At 69.0% G+C, this 19984-nt stretch carries 16 protein-coding genes; 8 read left to right on the top strand and 8 right to left on the bottom strand.

The features are described from left to right. Positions 1–13: 13 nt before the first annotated feature. Complete coding sequence (locus ABJK40_RS16405) at positions 14–2758, bottom strand: efflux RND transporter permease subunit (RefSeq protein WP_348482372.1); 2745 nt, start codon at positions 2756–2758, stop codon at positions 14–16. Positions 2759–2958: 200 nt separating this feature from the next. On the opposite strand from ABJK40_RS16405, the gene ABJK40_RS16400 reads away from it, so the two are divergent. Next, complete coding sequence (locus ABJK40_RS16400; protein ID WP_348482374.1) at positions 2959–4446, top strand: amidase; 1488 nt, start codon at positions 2959–2961, stop codon at positions 4444–4446. Positions 4447–4510: 64 nt separating this feature from the next. Here ABJK40_RS16400 and ABJK40_RS16395 read toward each other — a convergent pair whose 3' ends face one another. The 6 genes from ABJK40_RS16395 to ABJK40_RS16370 all read right to left on the bottom strand — a co-directional run bounded on the left by ABJK40_RS16395 (position 4511) and on the right by ABJK40_RS16370 (position 11138). Beyond that, positions 4511–5404: a metallophosphoesterase gene (locus tag ABJK40_RS16395; RefSeq protein ID WP_348482376.1), complete on the bottom strand. Its 894-nt coding sequence runs from the start codon at positions 5402–5404 to the stop codon at positions 4511–4513. 118 nt (positions 5405–5522) lie between these two features. Continuing rightward, positions 5523–6851, bottom strand: a complete 1329-nt coding sequence (locus ABJK40_RS16390; protein ID WP_348482378.1) for a DUF58 domain-containing protein — start codon at positions 6849–6851, stop codon at positions 5523–5525. A 102-nt stretch (positions 6852–6953) separates the two neighbouring features. Further along, a complete protein-coding gene (locus tag ABJK40_RS16385; protein ID WP_348482380.1) occupies positions 6954–7976 on the bottom strand; it encodes a MoxR family ATPase in 1023 nt (340 codons plus the stop codon). Next, complete coding sequence (locus tag ABJK40_RS16380) at positions 7973–9274, bottom strand: DUF4350 domain-containing protein (RefSeq protein WP_348482382.1); 1302 nt, start codon at positions 9272–9274, stop codon at positions 7973–7975. Before ABJK40_RS16380 ends, ABJK40_RS16385 begins: the two co-directional genes overlap by 4 nt. Beyond that, positions 9274–10134 carry a DUF4129 domain-containing protein gene (locus ABJK40_RS16375; RefSeq protein WP_348482384.1) on the bottom strand — a complete coding sequence of 287 codons (861 nt, stop codon included), beginning with the start codon at positions 10132–10134 and terminating at the stop codon, positions 9274–9276. Before ABJK40_RS16375 ends, ABJK40_RS16380 begins: the two co-directional genes overlap by 1 nt. Continuing rightward, a complete protein-coding gene (locus tag ABJK40_RS16370) occupies positions 10131–11138 on the bottom strand; it encodes a hypothetical protein (protein WP_348510345.1) in 1008 nt (335 codons plus the stop codon). Before ABJK40_RS16370 ends, ABJK40_RS16375 begins: the two co-directional genes overlap by 4 nt. 77 nt (positions 11139–11215) lie before the next feature. On the opposite strand from ABJK40_RS16370, the gene ABJK40_RS16365 reads away from it, so the two are divergent. From ABJK40_RS16365 to ABJK40_RS16335, 7 genes are all read left to right on the top strand, one after another. Further along, entirely contained in the window at positions 11216–12076 is an 861-nt protein-coding gene (locus ABJK40_RS16365) for a class I SAM-dependent methyltransferase (RefSeq protein ID WP_348482388.1), read from the top strand. Positions 12077–12138: 62 nt separating this feature from the next. Beyond that, a complete protein-coding gene (locus ABJK40_RS16360; protein ID WP_348482390.1) occupies positions 12139–14100 on the top strand; it encodes a 1-deoxy-D-xylulose-5-phosphate synthase in 1962 nt (653 codons plus the stop codon). 211 nt (positions 14101–14311) lie between these two features. Then, the gene (locus ABJK40_RS16355; protein WP_348482392.1) at positions 14312–14785 is read left to right on the top strand and encodes a septum formation initiator family protein; all 474 of its coding nucleotides are present in this window, start codon (positions 14312–14314) and stop codon (positions 14783–14785) included. Positions 14786–14840: 55 nt separating this feature from the next. Continuing rightward, positions 14841–15749, top strand: coding sequence for a MoxR family ATPase (locus ABJK40_RS16350; protein ID WP_348482394.1), 909 nt, complete (start codon positions 14841–14843; stop codon positions 15747–15749). A 112-nt stretch (positions 15750–15861) separates the two neighbouring features. Beyond that, positions 15862–17022 carry a VWA domain-containing protein gene (locus ABJK40_RS16345; protein WP_348482396.1) on the top strand — a complete coding sequence of 387 codons (1161 nt, stop codon included), beginning with the start codon at positions 15862–15864 and terminating at the stop codon, positions 17020–17022. 121 nt (positions 17023–17143) lie between these two features. Then, positions 17144–17461: an XdhC family protein gene (locus tag ABJK40_RS16340; RefSeq protein ID WP_348482398.1), complete on the top strand. Its 318-nt coding sequence runs from the start codon at positions 17144–17146 to the stop codon at positions 17459–17461. Then, complete coding sequence (locus ABJK40_RS16335) at positions 17458–18300, top strand: XdhC/CoxI family protein (RefSeq protein WP_348482399.1); 843 nt, start codon at positions 17458–17460, stop codon at positions 18298–18300. Before ABJK40_RS16340 ends, ABJK40_RS16335 begins: the two co-directional genes overlap by 4 nt. Before the next feature lie 33 nt (positions 18301–18333). Here the strand turns inward: ABJK40_RS16335 and ABJK40_RS16330 are convergent, their stop codons facing one another. After that, entirely contained in the window at positions 18334–19965 is a 1632-nt protein-coding gene (locus ABJK40_RS16330) for an HD domain-containing phosphohydrolase (protein ID WP_348482401.1), read from the bottom strand. Positions 19966–19984 lie beyond the last annotated feature (19 nt).

Below are 19984 nucleotides of genomic sequence, written 5' to 3'. Positions count from 1 at the left end.
CGCCCGGCTGCGTTCAGGCGGTCTCCGGGCGCCCACGACGGCGGCGCACGGCGTTGCGGACCGGTGTACGAACCGATTCCAGCGCGAGGTAGAACGCCGGGAAGCTGAGCAGCACGAGGAACGTCGAGCTGATCAAGCCGCCCATCAGCGTGAAGCCGAGCGATTCCCAGAACGGGTCGCTGATCGACAACGGCAGGAGGCCGACCACCGTGGTGAGTGTGGTCGCCAGGAGCGGCCGGAAGCGCGACGTGACCGCCGACTGGATCGCCTCGCTCGCCGTGGCGCCGACGCGCCGTTCCTGGTTCGCTGCGTCGACGAGCAGAATCGTGTTGTTGACCGCCACACCGATCAGTGCGATGAATCCGACCACGGCGAGGAAGCTGAGGGGATTGCCGGTCGCCGACAGCGCCGTGAACACGCCGAAGAAGCTGAACGGAACGGCGAGGAAGATCAACAGCGACTGGGCCAGCGAACGGAACTGGATCGTGATCAGCGCGAGCATGAGCAGCAGAGCGACGAGACCCGCCGCTCCGAGCGCTGCGAAGTCCTCCTGGTTGTCGGACTCCAGGCCGAAGTCGAAACTCAGCGCATCGGTGGGCAGGCCGGCGGACTGGAGTGACGCCTCACCGAACGCCTCCGCCACGTACGCCTCGGTCTCGTTCAGGATTCCCGAGATGCCGTTGTCCTCGTCGTACTGAGCGCGCACCTCCAGCACCCGTTGACCGTCGACGCGGTACACCTCGCCGTCGGTCTCGATGATCGCGTTGGTGATCCTGACGGTGTCTCCGCCGGTGGTGATCTCGCGGCCGATCAGGTCGTCGCGGAGTCGTTCGGCGAGCGCCTGACCTGCATCGACGGTGTCGTCGTCGACTCTGATCTGGGCTGCGAACGGGAACTCCACCACCGGTGGACCGTTCTCGGTGATCCCGACCGTCACTCGCGCCCCGTCGACCGTGGCGACGCGCGCTTCGATCTGCTCGACGAACTCGGGGGCGGTGGTGGACCGCGAGTCGATCGGGGTGAGGTCGATGAACGTCTCGACCGTGCGTTCGTTGCCGCGCACGTATTGGGAGCGTTCGAGCTCGGGTCCGAGCACGTCGATCACGATGTCGTCGATCTCGGTCGCGATCGCCTGTGCGTTCTCGATCGAGGTGCCGGGTGGGAACTCCACCACCGCCGACATGCCCGTCGCGTCCTTGCCCGCCGGGAAGATGCTGAAGCCCAGTCCACCCGCCGTGACCACGCCGGCACCGATCGAGACCACTGCGAGCAGTGCCGAGCAGGTCCCGACGAGAACGCCCTTCAGCCCGTTGCCCGACGGGTAGCCGGCGAGTCGACCCATCGCTCGGGCCAGGGCCTGCTCGGCCCGCACGATCGGATTCGGTGTGCCCGATCCCCGCAGGATGAACACCCGGGCGACCGTCGGGATGAACACGATCGAGAACAGGAACGACAGCAGCAGCGTGATCATCACCGTCGTCGGAATCGGTCGGATGAATTCTCCGAGGATGCCTCCGATGAACAGCATCGGGCTGAACACGACGATCGTGGTGAGCGTCCCGGCGAACGACGCACTTCCGACCCGGTCGATCGCCCGCTTGATCACGCCGACCGAGGTGTCGACGCCTTCGTCGGACGGATCGCCGTCGACCGCCGCCGGGTCGGGGTTGTTCCGGTTGGCGTCGAGCGATTCGGAGATGACGATCGCGTCGTCCACCAGCAGGCCGAGCGTCAGGATCAGCCCGAACAGTGTGATCGTGTTGAGCGTGAAGCCGATGGCCCAGAGGCCCACGAGTGCTCCGACCATCACGAGACCCATGAATCCGGCGGTGATCACGGCGACGCGCCATCCGATGAGGATCAAGCTGACGATCGCCACCGCGATCAGCCCGGTGAGGAGGTTGCTGGTGAGCGAGGTGATCTGACGGTCGACTCCGACGGCGAAGTCGGCGGTGATCTCGGCGCGGTATCCGTCGTCGAGCGGAGCGTTGGCTTCGGAGATCCGGTCCTGGACGAGGTCGCTGAAGTCGAGCACGTCCAGGTCTGACGCGTCGTCGCGTACGAGTCCGATCGAGATCGCTTCCTGATAGCCGGTGTCGTCGACGACGACGCGGGTGAAGCGGGTCGTTCGCACCTCGGTCTCGCCGGTGGCGGGGTCGAGCGAGTCGGTGATCAGGTCGCGTACGTCGGCGGCCTCCACGTCGGGGTCGGCCTGGAGCGCATCCGCGAGCGTCACCGCCTGCGCCTGGAGGTCGGCCGCAGTGGCGTCGGCCGGGCCGATGACCGACACGAGCACGTCGTACTCGTTGACGAACTTCGCGGCGTTCACGGCGCGGTAGTCGAGGGTGAGGGCGTCGGCGACCTCCGGCGGGAAGTCCACGCCGAGATCGACGAGACGCTGCGTTCCCTCCTCGGATCCGATCGAGTCGTCGAACTCGACGACGACCACGAACGAACTCTCGAGAGCCTGGGACTCGACCGATGACACGTCGGCCACGCCGGCGAACGCCTCGGCGAGGGGCTGCGCCACGTCGGCGTCGACGCGGTCGATGTCGTCGACGAAGTACGTGCCGGTCACGATCGAGATCGGCGTGTTGATCGGTGGAAAGCCCTCCCGGTCGAGCCCGAACCCGTAGGAGTACCCGCCGGCGAGCACGACGACGATGAAGAAGGCGAGCGTGACCTGCCAGCGCCGGGCAGCACCGGTTGCGAGTCGTGTGATGAACGACGGGTTCGTGCTCGTCGCCTCGGTGTTCACGTGGGTGGCTCCAGTCGTTGGGCGTGTGGTGACCCGGTCGGCTCCGAAGTGACGCTCACCATCTCTTCGGAGCCGACGCCCCGACCGACGGTGCGTCGGAGAGGACAGTTGTCACACGGGAGGCGAGCCGGGGATTCGGTGTCTGACACCGAATGGTGTCCGGATCGGGGTGAGCGGGTGGGTGATGGTAGCAACGGTCCATGACCGAACCCGCTGCACCCGCTCTCTCCGGACTCGCCGATCGGACCCGGTGGCTCGATGCGACGGCACAGGCCGCACTGGTGGCTGACGGCGAGGTCTCCGCCGGCGAGTTGGTCGAGGCGGCGATCGAGCGGATCGAGGTACTGGACGGTCCGCTGAACGCCGTGGTGGTCGCCTGGTACGACGACGCTCGAGCCGCGGCTGCAGCGGTCGATGCCCAGCGTGCGAACGGCGAGCCACTCGCACCGTTCGCAGGCGTACCGACGCTGCTCAAGGATCTGTGGGCCGAGTCCGCCGGCCACCCGCAGACCAACGGCAACGCCGCGCTGAAGCTCGCGATGCCGGTGTCCGACCACGACTCCAACCTCGTGGCGAGGTTCCGCGATGCCGGCCTGATCACCCTCGGGCGGACCAACAGCCCCGAACTCGGGTCGCTGCCGGTCACCGAACCGATCTCCTTCGGACCCACCCGCAACCCGTGGTCGACCGATCACACGCCGGGTGGTTCATCGGGTGGGGCATCGGCCAGCGTGGCGTCCGGCATGGTGCCGATCGCGAACGCGTCCGACGGTGGCGGGTCGATCCGGATCCCCGCCTCGTGCTGCGGACTCATCGGCCTGAAGCCGTCCCAGGGCAGGATCTCGCTGGGACCGGAACGTGACGAATCCGGGTTGAGTGTGGCATTCGCCGTGTCGCGTTCGATGCGCGACACCGCCGGACTACTCGACCTCGTCGCCGGACCCGGTGTCGGCGACAACGTCATCGCTCCGGCACCGACGCGGCCCTTCGCCGAGGAGGTCGGAGCCGACCCGGGGCGCCTGCGGATCGGCCTGCTCGCACGCCACCCGCTCGGCAACCGGCTCGATCCCGAGTGCGCCACAGCTGCCACGGAGGCGGCGAAGTTGCTCGAAGGGCTCGGGCATCACGTCGAGGAGGCCCATCCGGCGGTCCTCGAGGACGCCGGGTTCTCGGCGCGGTTCATGGCGATCTGGGCGACGAACATGTCGCTCGGCATCCGGCGGTGCGGGGAGCTCGCCGGTCACCCGCTGACGGCCGAGGAGGTGGAGCCGGTCAACTGGGCGATGTCGGAGTTCGCACGACATCTGTCGGCCACCGAGTTCGCATCGGCACTCTCCGCGATCAACGAGTACCGCCGGAAGCTCCAGGGCTGGTGGGCCGACGGATGGGACCTGCTGCTCTCCCCCACGCTGTCCGAACCACCCGTCCGCATCGGCGAACACGATGCCGCCGCCGATGACCCGATGGCCGGGATGAAGCGGGCAGCGGACTTCGTGTCGTTCACACCACCGTTCAACACGAGCGGTCAACCCGCCATCAGCCTGCCGACCCACGTGACCGGCGACGGTCGCCCGGTCGGCGTGCAACTCGCCGCCGCCTACGGACGTGAGGACGTGCTGATCCGCGTCGCCTCGCAGATCGAAGCCGCAGGTGCCTTCATCCTTCCCGACGCCGCCACCATCGCCTGACGTCCGTGTCGCGGTCGAGATCGATCCCGGTCACGCCGTTCGACCCCGAACCGAACGGCGAGGATCAGAACGGTGCGGTGGGGTCGTGGTCGGCGGCCCACGACGGGACGAACGGCGTCTCGCCCGTGCCGATGTAGCGAGTGTGGGTGACGACGCGTCCCACGCCGTGCGCCGTTGTGGCACCGACCGTCCGGTCCGGCGCGGCCACCAGGTGGATCTGGTAGCCGATCGGATCGTGGATCACCGCCGGCCCGGCGTCGGCGTCGAGGTCGAGCGCCACGTGTTGCACCGGCGCCAGGCCGACCTGCACGGGAACGCCCGCCACCACCGACGAGATCGGCCGATGCAGATGACCGCACACGATCGTGTCGACGGTTCCGGGGTGCGCGGCGAGGACGTCGGCGAAGCGATCGAGGCCGATGAAGCCGGCACGGTCCATCCAGTCGATGCCGGTCGCGAACGGTGGATGGTGCATCGCCAGGATCGTCGGCCCATCGTGGCGCTCACCGAGGACGGACGACAGGAACTCGGCACGGTCCCCGTCGAACTCGGCGCCGTGGTGGCGAGGCCGTGTCGAGTCGAGTCCGATCAGCCGGACACCTCGGATCTCGTGGACCCAGCTGAGGTGGTCGGCATCGATCCATCCCATGTCCGGGAACGCCCGCCGGGTCTCGGCTCGCGTGTCGTGGTTTCCGGGGAGGACGAGGACGGGTACGAGGAACGCATCGAGCGCGCCGACCAGCGTCTCGAACGCGTGCGGGTGCGACGTGTCGGTCAGATCGCCGGTGACGAGCACCGCGTCGAGCGTCGGCGACTCCGAGACCATCGACTCGACGGCGAGCGTCAAGCGTGCGTTGTTGTCGACGTCGCGGTCTGTCGTCTCGTCGTCGGAGAGGACGTGGGTGTCGGTCAGCTGACCGATCAGGACGGGCGGGACGGACGGGACTGGCGCGGCCACGACAGCGAGTGTCTCACAGCGACATCGACGACGCGTGCTCGCCACGGCACTCTGCGCACGGAGTCGGTTCCGACCGGTCGGCCCGACGTGTCGAACACGACGTCGCCGATCCGCTCGTTCAGAGACGACCCTTCGCCTTGAGTTCCAGGTACTTGTCGACGACGCCGGTCGCCAACTCGCCGGGGCGGGCATCGACCACGACCACGCCGAACGCCGCGAGCGCCGCGATCGCCCTCTCGCGGGCGTCGAGCGAGGCCACCGCTGCCGCCGACAGGTACGACCCCTCGAGGTCGCCGTGCCGCGCCGAGGACGCCCACGCCGCCACGTCGGGGTCGCGCACGGCGGCCACCATGACGAGGTGGGTGCGGGTGAGTGACTTCAGTGCCGGCAGCAGCGAATCGCTCACGACCGATTCGACGAGGTCCGTGAACACCACGAACAGCGAGCGCCGACGAAATCGCGACGCCGCCGTGGTGAACGCCACGCCGTACGCACTCTCGTCGTACTGCGGATCGAGCAGGTACATCGCCTCCGTCACCCGGGCGAACTGCGCCTTGCTGTTCGACGCCGGCACGATTCCGCGCACCTGGTTGTCGAACGTGATCAGCCCGATGTTGTCGCCGAGTTCGGACGCGACCTGGGTGAGCCCCAGCACGGCATCCATCGCGTGCTCGACACGCGGCGTTTCGCCGACGGTCCCCGCCATGAGTCGCCCGTTGTCGAGGAGGGCGACGACGTGTTGGTTCCGTTCGGCGCGGTACTCGCGCACGATCGCCTTCTGCTGACGGGCCGTGGCGGCCCAGTCGACGCGACGGATGTCGTCGCCCGGTCGGTACTCGCGCAGTTGGTCGAAGTCCGTGCCGGTCCCGCGGGTGCGCACGCTGCGCAGCCCGGTCTCGAGCGGGATGCGCATCCGGGTCCGCATCAGGTCGCGCGACGGGTACGCCGGAAGGACGGCGAGCGTGTCGTGCACGGTCCTGGTCTGCTGGCGGTGGACGAGACGCATGGGCCCCGAGATCCTCAGCGTGATCGCGCCGAACGGGAAGCGGCCGCGTCGCGTGGGCTCGATGGTGGCACCGAACCGGTGCTGGCGGTCTGCGGCGATCGTGAATCTCGACGAACGTCGCGAGGCCTGGAAGCTCGGCCACAGTGCGTCCGCCACCCCGACCCGCACCGACCGGCCGGTCCGGTTCTGGACCAGCCAGCGCAGGTCACCCTGCTCGCCGAGGGTCAGCGACGCCGGGAACTCGCGCGCCACGTCGACTCCCGACGGGTGCGGTGCGACGACGAAGTCGACGACCATCAGCGCCACGACGGCAGCGAGCGCGACCACCAGGACGATCCACGAGTCGGGACGCAGGACGGCCAGCGGCACGGCGACGAGCCCGATCAGCAGTGCGGCCCACCCCGTCGGGATCGGCACACTGCGCGCCCGCCGTTCAGCCACCCGCATTCTCCGTCGCCCCCACCGCTTGCGTGACACTTTCGGCTGCCCGGGCAGCCGAAAGTGTCACGCAAACCGGTCGTGCGGTGAGGTCAGGCCATGTCATCAGCGCGGGGTGGGGACCGTCGCGAGCAGACCGTCGATCACCGTGTCGGCAGCGGTGCCTTCGAGCTCGAGTTCGGGGCGCACGAGGATGCGGTGGCGCAGGCACGGTTTGGCGATGGCCTTGACCTCGTCGGGCGTGACGAATCCACGGCCGGACAACCATGCCCAGGCCTTGGACGCGTGCAGCAGCCAGGTCATCCCGCGCGGCGACACCCCCAACTGCAACGACGGCGACTCGCGGGTGGCGCGCGCCAGTTGCACGATGTAGCGCAGGACCGCCGGCTCGACGGTGATGCGGTCGATCTCACGCCGGGCCGCAGCCAGGTCGAGGGCGTTCGCCACCGGCTTCACGAGGTCGGCGGTCGCGTGTGGGTTCATGCCTCCGTGGTGCCGCACGAGCATGTCGTGCTCCTGTTCCTCGGTGGGGTAGCCGACGACCAGCTTGAACAGGAACCGGTCGAGCTGCGCTTCGGGGAGCGGGAACGTGCCCTCGTACTCGATCGGGTTCTGCGTGGCGATCACGAGGAACGGCTTGGGCAACGGGTGTGTGGTGCCTTCGATCGAGACCTGTCGCTCCTCCATCGCTTCGAGCAGGGCGGCCTGTGTCTTGGGCGGGGTGCGGTTGATCTCGTCGGCGAGGAGCAGGTTGGTGAAGACCGGGCCCTCCCGGAAGCGGAACTGCGGCGCCTGACCCGGCACCTGGTCGAGCACCGACAGACCGACGATGTCGGACGGCATCAGGTCGGGCGTGAACTGGACGCGGGCGAACTGCATGTCGAACGCAGCGGCGAGGGTCTTGGCGAGCAACGTCTTGGCCACTCCGGGAACGCCTTCGAGCAGCACGTGGCCGTCGACGAGCAGCGCGGTGATCACCCCGCTGAGCACACCCTGCTGGCCGACGATCACCTTGCCGACCTCGTCACGCACGTCGAGGACCGCGCGCCGCGCCGCCGACTCCCCGACCGACGACGTGCTTATCTGCCCGGGCGGCTCCGGAGCGGGGGGCTGGAGGGGTTGGTTCATGTGGTGACCCTTTCGTCGGTCGAGTCGGTCGAGCCTCGTCGTTCTGGTTCAGAGCCGGAACGACGAGGTCGGGCGGAATGTGGGGCGGAGTCGTCGCCGAAGACCTGGGTGCGAAGTCGGTCGATCGTCGCGGTGAGGTCCACGAGCGCACGGTTGTCGGGGGCGGTGCGTCGCAGCAGGTACTCGGTCTCCCCGGGGGCGACGCCGGATCGCTCGGCGACCGCACGGTCGAGGTCGGCGAGCGGGGCGTTCACGTCGATGCCGTGAGCACGGCACAGGTCGCGGTGCAGGCGCGAGAGCAGGAGCCACCCGGCACGCGACGCGTGTCCGGCACGTTGCATCAGGTTGCCCGTCGCCGACACGAGTTCGCTCCCGGCGATCGGGGCGGTCACCGGCTCGCTGAGGATGCGTCCTTCGCGTGCGCTCCGTGAGACGGCGAACACGACGAACGCGACCGCACCGACCACGAGCGACATCCACACCCACGCCGGCACCAGGTCGACGAGCGTGTCCTCGCCCGAGCCGACGTCACGCACCGTCGGGCTGACTCCTCGACCGATCACGATGGACACGTCGCTGCCGGCCGTCGGCACGAGCAACGACGCCATCAGGCCGGAGTTGTCGGCTCGCCGCAGTGACCGGTTGACGAACGCGTCGTTGTCGCCGAGACCGACGATCAGTCCGTCGCCGAACTCGCGCACGATGACGAAGGAGTGGCTGTCGGCGCGAACTCCCGAGGTGGGGTCGGTGAAACACTGCTCCTCGGACGGCCCCACGGGGAACAACACGCCGCTCGGCACGAACACACCGCGCAACTCGACGAGCGCGGCGATGCTGCATCGTCCGAGAGCGACGTTCGTCTCCTCCTCGGCGTCGCGACGCTCCGATGTGGACGGCTGCGCCGAGATCTCGACGGCGCCACCGTCGGCGTCGGACCCGCCGTGCAGCGCGGACGCGGGGTCGGCGACCACCACGACACCACCGGCCTCGGCGAAGTCGAGCACTGCGTCACGCTGCTCGTCGTCGAGTCGGTCCTCGAGCACCAGGATCCGTGCGGACTCGACCTGGTCCGTGGACGGAACGTCGCGGGTGTCGTCGACGTCGGCGCCCGCGTCCTGCAGCGTGAGGACCAGCCCTCGCGCTCCGTCGGGCTGCCCCGATCGGGGGTCGAACGGTTCGCTCGACGGGCTCGCACGCAGGAGCAGCAGGACGACGAACGACATCACGACCACGAACACCATCGCGCCGACCGCCTTCACGCCGCCGCTGCCGCCGCCCTGACCCGCCGAGCGCGCCACTACGTCACCGTCGCATCTCGGTCGCCGCCACCCTGACTCGCGCCGCCACCACGACCCGCGCCGCCCTCCTCGGAACGGTCCCGCTCGTTGCGGCTCCGGCCGGTTCGTTTCCCCGCAGGGGTCAGCACGACGTCGAGAACGGCTCGTTCCGCTGCGAGGAAACGCTCGTCGTCGCTCGCGGTGACCTCGCCGTCGTCGAACCAGGCTTGGTCGAAGGTGTCGGCTGCCGCGGAGAACTGGCGGGCAACGTCGCGACCCAGGTCGCCGAGTCGAGGCGCGATCTCGGCGACCTGCTCACGCTCCTCACCGGACGTGCGTCCCGGGATCTCGTCGACGTAGCCGGCACGCGCGAGGTCACCGATCAAGGCCCGGTACTGGCAACGCACCGCCTCGCGATGATCACCGGCTGATCGGGCCTCCTGTGCGAGTCGGCGCCATCGATCCGGCGGAGTCTCGCGGTCGATGATCCGGGAGTCGACGACCTCGTCGATTGCCTCGTCGACATCGAGCGCTTCGCCGTCGTCGCCGTCGCCGGCCCGACTCCTCGAGCCCTCGAGTCGGTTCATCACGATCCACACGAGCGCGACGATCAACGCGAGCACGAGCAGGGCCACGAGCACCTGACCGAAGAAGCCCGCTCCGGAGTTCGTTGTCGCGAGGTCGGGCGTGTCCGGGGGGCGAGCCGGATCGGGGTCGGGCGGGTTGCAGATCCGGCCGACGCTCGTTGCATCACACGCTCGGTCGCGGGTGTCGTCGGGGTCGATGTCGGTCGGTCCGAGCGGATCGACCACGCGCATCCACGCCGTCACCGCTCGATGCGGGACGAACCGCACGATCCCCAGACCGAGAGCGGAGATCACCCGACCACCTCGACCGTGGACGGTCCGAACGCTCGGTCGGCGTCGATCTGCAGATCGAGCCCCTCGGCGGCGAGTCGGACCTCGAGGTACGCCTGCGCGGTGCCGAGCGCGATCAGCGGCACCACGACGAGCACCGCCAACTGCAGCATGACGCTCTGCACGATCCACCCGGCGCTGCCGAGTTCCAGGAAGCCGAACTGTTCGAGCAACGGCACCAGCGTGGCGATGCCCACGAGCAGCAGGACCGACAGCAGCGTCGCGAGCATGACGAACACGACACACAGTCCGTAGCGCAACCGCACGAGGCGCCAGTTCCGCTTGGCGGCGGCGAGCGGCCCGAGCCGCTCGCCGACCATCGCCGGGATGACGAACAGGGTGGCTGCCGACGAGAACCAGGCGACGAACGTGAACAGGAAGAGCCACAGGCCCACCAGGTCGACCTCTGCCGTGACGACGATGAGCGCCATGATCGGGAACCACCAGTGCGTCAGCATCCAGGCGACCGTGATCGACGGCAGGCGCCTCCCCGTCCGCTTCAGCGCGGTCGCCAGCGTGACCGGGCTGCGGAATCGCTCGCCGAGCAGGATCTGGGCGGCGAAGTACCCGACGACCGCCGTGACGAGACTGGCGAACACGATCGATGTCCACACGGCGAGGTCCTCGATGCCACCTCCGGTGTCGTCGCCCAGGAACGACGGGACCGCCGAGTCGTTCGGGTCGAGGCGGTCGTAGCCGAGGACCGTGACCCACACGTTGAGCGCCACGGCCGGGACCAGGATCACGGTTGCACCGAGCATCACGTCGCGCAAGCGCCGCTGGAGGATCGAGCCGCCGCCGTCGAGCGATGCGAGTGACGGCCCGCGACTGCGACGCAGTCGGAAGCTCGACGCGACTCTCCGCAGCGCCCCCGACCCTGCCGACGACGCGGTCGCGGACGAACCGACCGAGCGGGGGGTGGCGGCCGCGGCGTCGAGTCGCTCCCAGGCGCCGCCCTGCTCCGTCATCGCACCATCATCGCCGATCGTGGGGCGCAGACCATGCCAGGGCCGGCCCACCACCGGTCGGAGTAGCGTGCGCGGCGATGCGCGGATACGACTCGACGAGCTACGGCGACGGGTTCGCCGACGTCTACGACGACTGGTACGGCGAGGTCACCGACGTGGCGGCGACCGTCGCCCGGATGGTCGAACTGTGCGGATCGGGGGGTCGCGTGCTCGAACTGGGCGTCGGCACGGGACGTCTCGCGGTCCCGATGGCGACTGCCGGTCTGCGTGTGGTCGGCGTCGACTCGAGCGAGGCGATGCTCGCGAAGCTCGACGAGCGACTGGTCGCTGCACCCCCGTCGGATGATGCGGGCGACGCAGCCACCGAGGGCGAACCCGTCGCTGCGGGCTCGTCGATCACCTCGGTGTGCGGCGACATGGTCGACGACCTTCCCGACGGACCGTTCGATGCGTGCCTCGTCGCCTACAACACGATCTTCAACCTGCTCGATGCGGGTACCCAACGGCGGTGCTTCGCCGAGGTCGCCGCTCGACTGCGACCCGGTGGGTGCTTCGTGGTCGAGGCGATCGTCCCCGACGACGAAGCACCCGCCGGTCACGACGTGGGCGTCCGCTCGATGTCGGTCGACCGGGTGGTGCTGTCGGTGTCGGACCACCGCCCGGACCAGCAACGCACCAGTGGACAGTTCGTCGAGTTCACCGAGTCCGGAGGCGTCCGACTGCGCCCCTGGTCGATCCGCTGGGCTCCACCCGGCGAGCTCGACGACATGGCTGCCGCCGCCGGATTCCACGTCGAGCGGCGCGATGCCGACATGACCGGTGCGCCGTTCGACGACCTGGCCGATCGCCACGTCACCGTGTACCGACTCGGCCCGAGCGAGGCACGGCACGAGACCACGACGGCCGGTTTCGACGACGACGATCTCGGAGCGACGTGACACCGACCGAGTCGTCGTCACGCTGAAACGCCGCCACGCCCGCCGGGTAGCCTGGCGAGCGTATGTATCTCGAGCGCATCCGCGAACCCGGTGACCTGCGGACGCTCGACCACGAGCAGCTCCGTGACCTCTCGGGCGAGATCCGTGACTTCATCGTGTCCGCCGTCTCCGAGGTCGGCGGTCACCTCGGTTCGAACCTGGGTGCGGTCGAACTGACCCTGGCGTTGCACCGCGTGTTCGAGTCGCCTCTCGACGCGATCCTGTGGGACACCGGTCACCAGGCCTACGTCCACAAGATCGTCACCGGACGCCAGTCCCAGTTCGAGACGCTGCGCCAGGCCGGCGGCCTCTCCGGCTATCCGAGCCGCGAGGAGTCCGAGCACGACCTCATCGAGAACAGCCATGCGTCGACGGTGCTGTCCTACGCCGACGGAATCGCCGCGGCACGCGACCTCGGCACGAACGATCGCCGCCACATCGTCGCGGTGATCGGCGACGGCGCGATGACCGGCGGCATGGCCTACGAGGCGCTGAACAACATGGGCCACCACCGCCGTGGTGTGATCGTGGTGTTGAACGACAACGGTCGCTCGTACGCGCCGACCATCTCGAACCTCTCGGCCAACTCCCAGGGCGTCGACGAACAGGCCAACCATCCGTCCGCGGGCCGCCCGACCATCACCGACCGAGTCACCGGGAAGCTCTCGAACGCACTCACCGACATCCGCCAGAACCCGGTCTACGTGCGTCGTCAACGCCGCCTCGAAGGGGTTCTCCAGGGGATCCCGGTCGTCGGCAACCAGGCCGGCTCCGCCATGGAGGCGTTCAAGGCAGCGGTGCGCGAGTTCCTGCAGCCCCCGTCGTTCTTCGAGGCCCTGGGTGCCCGGTACGTCGGCCCCTTCGACGGGCACGACGTCGCGGAGATGGAGGAGGCCTTCCACAACGCGATCGAGCTCTCCGAGGAGGGTCCGATCGTGGTCCACGTCCTCACCCAGAAGGGGCGCGGGTACTCCCCCGCCGAGGACGACGACGAGAAGAACCTGCACGACGCACCGGTGTTCGACCCGGCGATCGGCCCACCCAAGGCCGTGGCCAGTGGCTACACCCAGGCCTTCGCCGACGCGATCGTCAAGGAGGCCGAAGCCGACTCGCGCATCGTGGCGATCACCGCTGCGATGCCCGGACCGACCGGTCTGATCCCGTTCCAGGAGCGCTTCCCCGACAGGTTCTTCGACGTCGGCATCGCCGAGCAGCACGCGGTCACCAGTGCGGCCGGCATGGCGATGGGCGGGTTGCGGCCCGTCGTGGCGATCTACTCGACGTTCCTCAACCGTGCGTGGGACCAGGTCGTCTACGACGTGGCGATGCACCGCTTGCCGGTGATCTTCTGCCTCGACCGCGCCGGCGTCACCGGTCCCGACGGCGCCAGCCACCACGGCGTGTACGACATGGCCCTGATGTCCAAGGTGCCGGGCATGCGTGTGCTGGTCCCGTCCAGCGCACAGGAACTGACGCAGATGCTGCACGACGCCACCTCGCTCACCGACGAGGGCCCCGTCGTCATCCGGTACGCACGCGGCAAGGCCCGCCAGGTCGGTGAACACGAGGTCGGTGTCGGCATCCTCGGCCGCAAGGTCGTCGAGGCGTCCGATCCGTCCGGTGCGATCTGCGTGATCGCAATCGGCAAGATGCTCGAGACCGCCGAGAAGGCGGCCGAGCGGCTCGCCGACGAAGGAGGCCCGGCGGTCACCGTGTGGGACGCACGGTGTTGTGCACCGCTCGATCCGGCGATGATCGCCGACGCCGCGGCGCACCGCGCCGTCGTCACCATCGAAGACGGCATCCGTGACGGCGGCATCGGCATGGCGATCGCCACCGAGGTGTGTGAGATCGACGGCTCGGTCCCGGTCACCCCCTTGGGGCTGCCGACGAGGTTCCACCCTCACGATCCGAAGTCGAACAACATCCACGCGCGCTACGGACTCGACGTCGACGGTCTCGTCGCCACCATCCGCAACGCCTGACGCTCGCCGATCTCGAGCCGCACGCAGACACGCGCGGCGAACCGGCGCCGCGTCAGTCGCCACGGACCAAGCACTCCCCGGGCGGTCCCGGCCTTGCGACTGACCCGGCCAGGGTCGGATGTCTCCACCCGCGGAGAGCTGGACCTCGACATGAGGTTCAATGTCACAGAATGATCGTGCAACCGCAGAGCGGCCTGCCACAATGACCGGCGTGCCTCGTTCGAAGACCACCTCGATCCCGCGCCCTGCGGGCATCAAGGCATCCGACGAGGGACGCTCGCGCCTCGGCGACTTCACCCGGCCGATCCCGGTCGAGAAGCGGATCTCCCGGCGTCCACGTGTCGCTGCGTTCACCGGCGCCTTCGCTCTGAGCATCATCGCAGCGATCGCGTTCGCCGTGTTCGTGCTGCCGATCAGCACGTGGCAGGACCAGTCGGTCGACCTCGAGCAGCGCCAGGCGCAACTCGACGAGTTGCAGCGGGTGAACGGTGAACTCGAGGCCGAGACCGTACGTCTGGAGACGCCCGACGGAATCCGCGAAGCCGCCCGCGAGGACTTCGGCTTCGTCGAGCTCGGCGAGGAGCGCTCGTCGATCCTCCCGATGCCCGAACTCCCGACCGACCTGCCCGATGGGTGGCCGTACAACGTCGTGACCGAGATCCTCGACGCCCGCGGCGCAGGCTGACCGTCCACGACCTCGTCCTCACTCGGTGCCACACCGGGTCGGTAGTGTCGTGCCGGTGACGCCGAGCGATGTCAGCACCGCCCTCTCGCAGCAGGGCTACCTGCCCGACGAGGGGATCGCGACCTCGGTGTTCCTGGCGATGACCCTCCAACGGCCCCTGTTGCTCGAAGGGGAGGCGGGTGTCGGCAAGACCGAGTTGGCCAAGGCGCTCGCCGCGATGACCGGCGGCGAGTTGATCCGCCTGCAGTGCTACGAGGGAATCGACGTCTCCCAAGCCGTGTACGACTGGGACTACTCGCGCCAACTGTTGCACCTGCGCGCCACCGAGGCGACCGGTGAGTCGACGTCGATGACGTCGACGGACCTCGAGGCGGAGTTGTACGGCGAGCGCTTCATGGTCAAGCGGGCGTTGCTGCGAGCGATCGCTCCGACCGAGGGGCCGCCGCCGGTGCTGCTGATCGACGAGGTCGACCGGGCCGACGACGAGTTCGAGGCGTACCTGCTCGAGGTGCTGTCGGACTTCCAGATCACGATCCCGGAGGTCGGCGTGTTCCGCGCCGAGAAGCCGCCGCTCGTGGTGCTCACGTCGAACCGCACCCGTGACGTCCACGACGCGCTCAAGCGACGTTGCCTCTACCACTGGGTCGAGCACCCCGACTTCGAACGTGAAGTCGAGATCGTGAAGTTGCGCGTGCCCGGCGTCGACGACGGTCTGGCCCGTCAGGTCGCCGCAGCCGTCGAGGCCCTACGCGGCCTCAACCTCTACAAGCCACCGGGCGTGGCCGAAACGATCGACTGGGCGGCCGCACTCGGCCGACTCGGTGCGACGAAGCTCGACGACACGCTGGTGGCGAACACGCTCGGCACCGTGCTCAAGTATCGCGAGGACCACCAGCGGGTGGATCAGCACGGGGTGGCCGCGGTGGTGAAGCAGGCGTTCGAGAAGGGTCTGTTGCACGGGTGATGCCGTCGATCCCTGCCCACGGTTCGGGGCGCACCGGGTCGCGCCGAGCACGACGTCGGTCAGCCGCGTCGGCGGGGTCCACGGTGACGTCCGACCCGCGCGTCGCGTCCCGATGAGCTGGGCGCCGCCCACCGTCGACGACACGGTCAGGACCCAGCGAAGCGATGCCGCGCAGATCGCCGTGGCATTCACGCGGGTACTGAGAGGCGCCGGGTTGAAGGTGCCGACGAGTTGCACCCACACGTTCGCCGAGGCGCTGTGCGCCGTCGGTCTCGACGACCGTACCGGCGTGTACTGGTCGGGTCGTGCCACTCTCGCCCGCCGGCCCGAGGACATCGACGTGTTCGACCGTGCCTTCCAGGTGTTCTTCGAGCACCGTCGGTCGAACGGCGAGAACGCAGAGGACGAGCCGCTGTCGATCACGATCGCCGTCGACGCCCAGGACGACCACGACGCCGACGATGGCCCCGACACCGCCGAAGCGAACGACGATCCCACGATCGAGCTGCGGTTCTCCACGACCGAGGTGCTGCGCCACAAGGACTTCGCCCAGTACAGCTCGGACGAACTCGTGTTGGCACAGGACCTGATGTCGAGCCTGCGGTTGGTCGGGTCGCCACGCTCGTCGCTGCGGCTCGGTCCGTCGGCTCGCGCCACGAGTCGCCCCGACATCCGCCGCACGATGCAGGCCGCGATCCGTTCCGGTGGCGAGCCGATCGAGCGGCACCACCGCCGACCACGCACCCGCCTGCGACGTCTGGTGCTGCTGCTCGACGTCAGCGGTTCGATGGAACCCTACGCCCGTGCGCTGCTCCGATTCGTCCACGCCGCGGTCGCGGGCAGACAGAAGGTCGAGGCGTTCGCTCTGGGCACCCGACTCACGCGGATCACGCGCGAGTTGAACAGTCGCGATCCCGACATCGCGCTCGCTGCTGCGTCGGAGCGCGTCATCGACTGGAGCGGCGGCACCCGCCTCGGCGACGGTCTCCGCGCATTCAACGACGAGTGGGGGGTGCGTGGCCTCGCCCGCAACTCGATCGTCGTGATCCTCTCCGACGGCTGGGACCGCGGCGACCCCGACACGCTCTCCGAGCAGATGGAGCGGCTGCACCGGGTCACGCACCGCCTCGTCTGGGTCAATCCGCTGAAGGTCACCCCCGGCTATGCGCCACTGGCGCGCGGCATGGCGGCTGCGCTGCCGCACCTGGACTCGTTCGTCGAGGGGCATTCCGTTGCTGCGATGGAGGAACTGTGCAGGGTGATCAGCGAATGAGAGCGCTCGGACGGCATCGCTCAGCCCGGCACACGCGTGACCGCGATCGGTGCGTGGACGGCAAGATGCTCACGCGAGCGAGTGGCAGGAAAGGTCGAGGACGGGGGGAGACTGGGAGATCATGAAGGAACTTCTGAAGGACATCGAACGTTGGCAGCGGGCGGGTGAGCGGATCGCCGTGGCACGCGTGGTCGACATCGAGGGGTCGGGACCGCGACTTCCCGGCGCAGCGATGGCCGTGACCGGATCGGGCGAGGTGGCCGGCAGCGTCAGCGGCGGGTGCGTCGAAGGCGCCGTGGTCGGCGAAGCGCTGTCGATCCTGGAGGGCACCACGAAACCGCGCGTCGTCACGTTCGGCTACTCCGACGACGAGGCGTTCGCGGTCGGGCTCACGTGCGGCGGCACGATCCACCTGTTCATCGAGGAGCTGGCCTGGTGAGTGCAACAGGACCCGAGCGCGGCTCGCCGATCTTCGACCGCTACTCGGCGTTGCTCCGTGAGGAGGTGCCCGTCGCCCTCGCCACCGTGATCGAGGGGACGAGCGGCGACATCGAGGTCGGTGCCAAGCTGCTCGTCACCACCGACGGCACCGCACCCCTCGGTTCGCTCGGTCACCCGGAACTCGACCGGGTGGTCGCACGCGACGCGATCGCCGAACTCGAAGCCGCCCGCTCGGGCGTTCGCTCCTACGGCCCCGAGGGCCAGACCACACCCGAGGACCTGATCGACCAACCGACGATCCGGATCTTCGTCGAATCCCATGCGCCGCCGCCGCAGATGTGGATCTTCGGTGCCGTCGACTTCACGGCCGCGCTCGCGCGCGTCGCGAAGGTCCTGGGGTACCGGGTGACCGTCTGCGACGCCCGCGAGGTGTTCGCCACGAAGCGCCGATTCCCGATGGCCGACGCGGTCCGTGTCACCTGGCCGACCCCGATCTTCGAGGAACTGGGCAGCGAACTCGGCCCTCGCGACGCGGTGTGCATCCTGACCCACGACCCGAAGTTCGACGTCCCTGCCGTGCAGGGCGCTCTGGCCACGCGAGCCGGGTACATCGGCGTGATGGGCAGTCGCACGACCCATGACCGACGCATGCAGCGACTCGCCGAGGTGGGCGTCGACCAGGCCGGGTTGGACCGTCTGATGTCGCCGATCGGCCTCGACCTCGGTGCGCGCACGCCCGAGGAGACCGCAGTGAGCATCTGTGCCGAGATCATCGCGGCCCGCACCGGCAAAGGGGTGCCGAGTCTGAAGGACTCGTCGGGACCGATCCACTCCTGACCGATCCACTCCGGGCCGATCTGGCGGCTCGCTTCAGTGGGCTCCCGGCACCACCACGGCGTCCGGGTTCGGCGGGTCCCAGACCGCCGCCGGTGTCAGCACGAGCGACGGCTCACCATCGATCGCATCGACGCTGCCCGATCGGTCGACGGGAAGGACGGACGCCTCACCGATCAGCGGTTCGGGAAGACAGTCGCATCCGATGCGCTGAGCCGGTCCGGCGTGAGCGAGTCCTCGACCGATCAGATCGAGCGTTCGGCCCGCTTCGGAGATTCGAGGGTCCGTACGCACGATGGCGGCGAGTGCCGCCACGACGACCGGGTCCCACTGCGACCCGGCGTGCTCGTTCAAGACCGCCATCGCCGTGTCGCGACCCATCCCGTCCCGATACTGCCGGGTGTGGGTCATCGCGTCGAATGCGTCGCACACGGCCACCACCCGAGCGGCATGGGGGATCGCATCGCCCACAAGCCCGTCGGGGTACCCGTCTCCGTCCATGCGTTCGTGGTGAGCGCGCACGCCTGCGGCGATCCCGGCGAGCACGAGCGACCCCGCCACCAGACGCTCGCCGTCGACGGTGTGGCGTCGCATGACCTCGAACTCCTCGTCGGTGAGACGGCCCGGCTTGTTCAGGATCTCGTCGGGCACATCGAGTTTGCCCACGTCGTGGAGGATGGCCGTCAGGCCGACACAGCGCAGGGCGGTCGGTCCGACACGCAGTTCCTCACCCACCCGGACGGCGATCTCGGCGGTCCGCACCACGTGGTCACGGGTGATCGGATCCTTCGCCTCGAGGTCGGCGACGAACCGGTGGACGATCGGATCGAGCCCGATCTCGAGTGCGCCGAGCGGGTCGACCACCAACACCGGTGCGAGCACCTCGCTCACCCGGCCGGTCCGTCCGTACACCACGATCGCGCCGATCGTGGCGCCCAGCACGCCGATGACGTCGAATGCGTGCGCCGACCAGAACCCACTGGAATACGGCGCGGTCGACAGCCACACGAACGCCGATGAGCCGACGAGTCCGTACCCGAGAGACACGACCAGCGGGCTGGACCGCTCGGCGACACACGCCAGGAGCAGGTGACGACGCGACAACACGACGCATCCGACGAACGACACGACGGCGACGGCGATCGTGAGCGGCTGGCGCAGCGTGGGGGCCGGCAGGAGATCGACGTCGATCAACAACGCTGCGGCGAGCGCGCTGATCACGCCGAGCCAGGTGGCGATCCACACCCGCCAGTGTCGCCGGACCCATCGGGCCTGCCGGAAGGCGGGGACGAGCGCGGGACCGGCCGCCGTGAGCCCGATCGGGATCGAGAGGAGCACCGACGTCATCGTCGACGTGTTGTCGCCGACGATCACGCCGGGCGTCGTGATGCCGTGGACGAGAGGGAGCGCCGACACCGCGCAGAAGAACAGGCCGAGGAAGCCGAGGTCGGCCTCGTTGCGATCGAAGGAACGCATGATCACCGCAGCCGATGTCACGAGACACAGCGACGCGGCGATCACCACCACCCAGAACAGCAGCATCGGCGAACCGAACTCCACCCCCGTGGCGAACCACATCGACAGCGCGATCTGCGCTGCGGCAGGAACCGACCACGACGCAATCCATCGGCCGACGAACGAGTGAGCCGGCTGGGCTGGATTCGACACGTCGATGTCATCGGCAGTC

The organism is Ilumatobacter sp. (assembly GCF_039969435.1).
In the GTDB taxonomy this organism is placed as follows: Bacteria; Actinomycetota; Acidimicrobiia; order Acidimicrobiales; family Ilumatobacteraceae; genus Ilumatobacter_A.
Note: the sequence above shows the minus strand (reverse complement) of the source record. Positions and strands in the feature narration are given on the sequence as shown.

What these genes read in the sequence shown, in the direction of transcription:
- ABJK40_RS16370 (WP_348510345.1), bottom strand. Translation starts at nt 11,138, where the DNA reads ATGACGGAGCAGGGCGGCGCCTGGGAGCGACTCGACGCCGCGGCCGCC.
- ABJK40_RS16400 (WP_348482374.1), top strand. Translation starts at nt 2,959, where the DNA reads ATGACCGAACCCGCTGCACCCGCTCTCTCCGGACTCGCCGATCGGACC.
- ABJK40_RS16365 (WP_348482388.1), top strand. Translation starts at nt 11,216, where the DNA reads ATGCGCGGATACGACTCGACGAGCTACGGCGACGGGTTCGCCGACGTC.
- ABJK40_RS16340 (WP_348482398.1), top strand. Translation starts at nt 17,144, where the DNA reads ATGAAGGAACTTCTGAAGGACATCGAACGTTGGCAGCGGGCGGGTGAG.
- ABJK40_RS16385 (WP_348482380.1), bottom strand. Translation starts at nt 7,976, where the DNA reads ATGAACCAACCCCTCCAGCCCCCCGCTCCGGAGCCGCCCGGGCAGATA.
- ABJK40_RS16360 (WP_348482390.1), top strand. Translation starts at nt 12,139, where the DNA reads ATGTATCTCGAGCGCATCCGCGAACCCGGTGACCTGCGGACGCTCGAC.
- ABJK40_RS16345 (WP_348482396.1), top strand. Translation starts at nt 15,862, where the DNA reads ATGAGCTGGGCGCCGCCCACCGTCGACGACACGGTCAGGACCCAGCGA.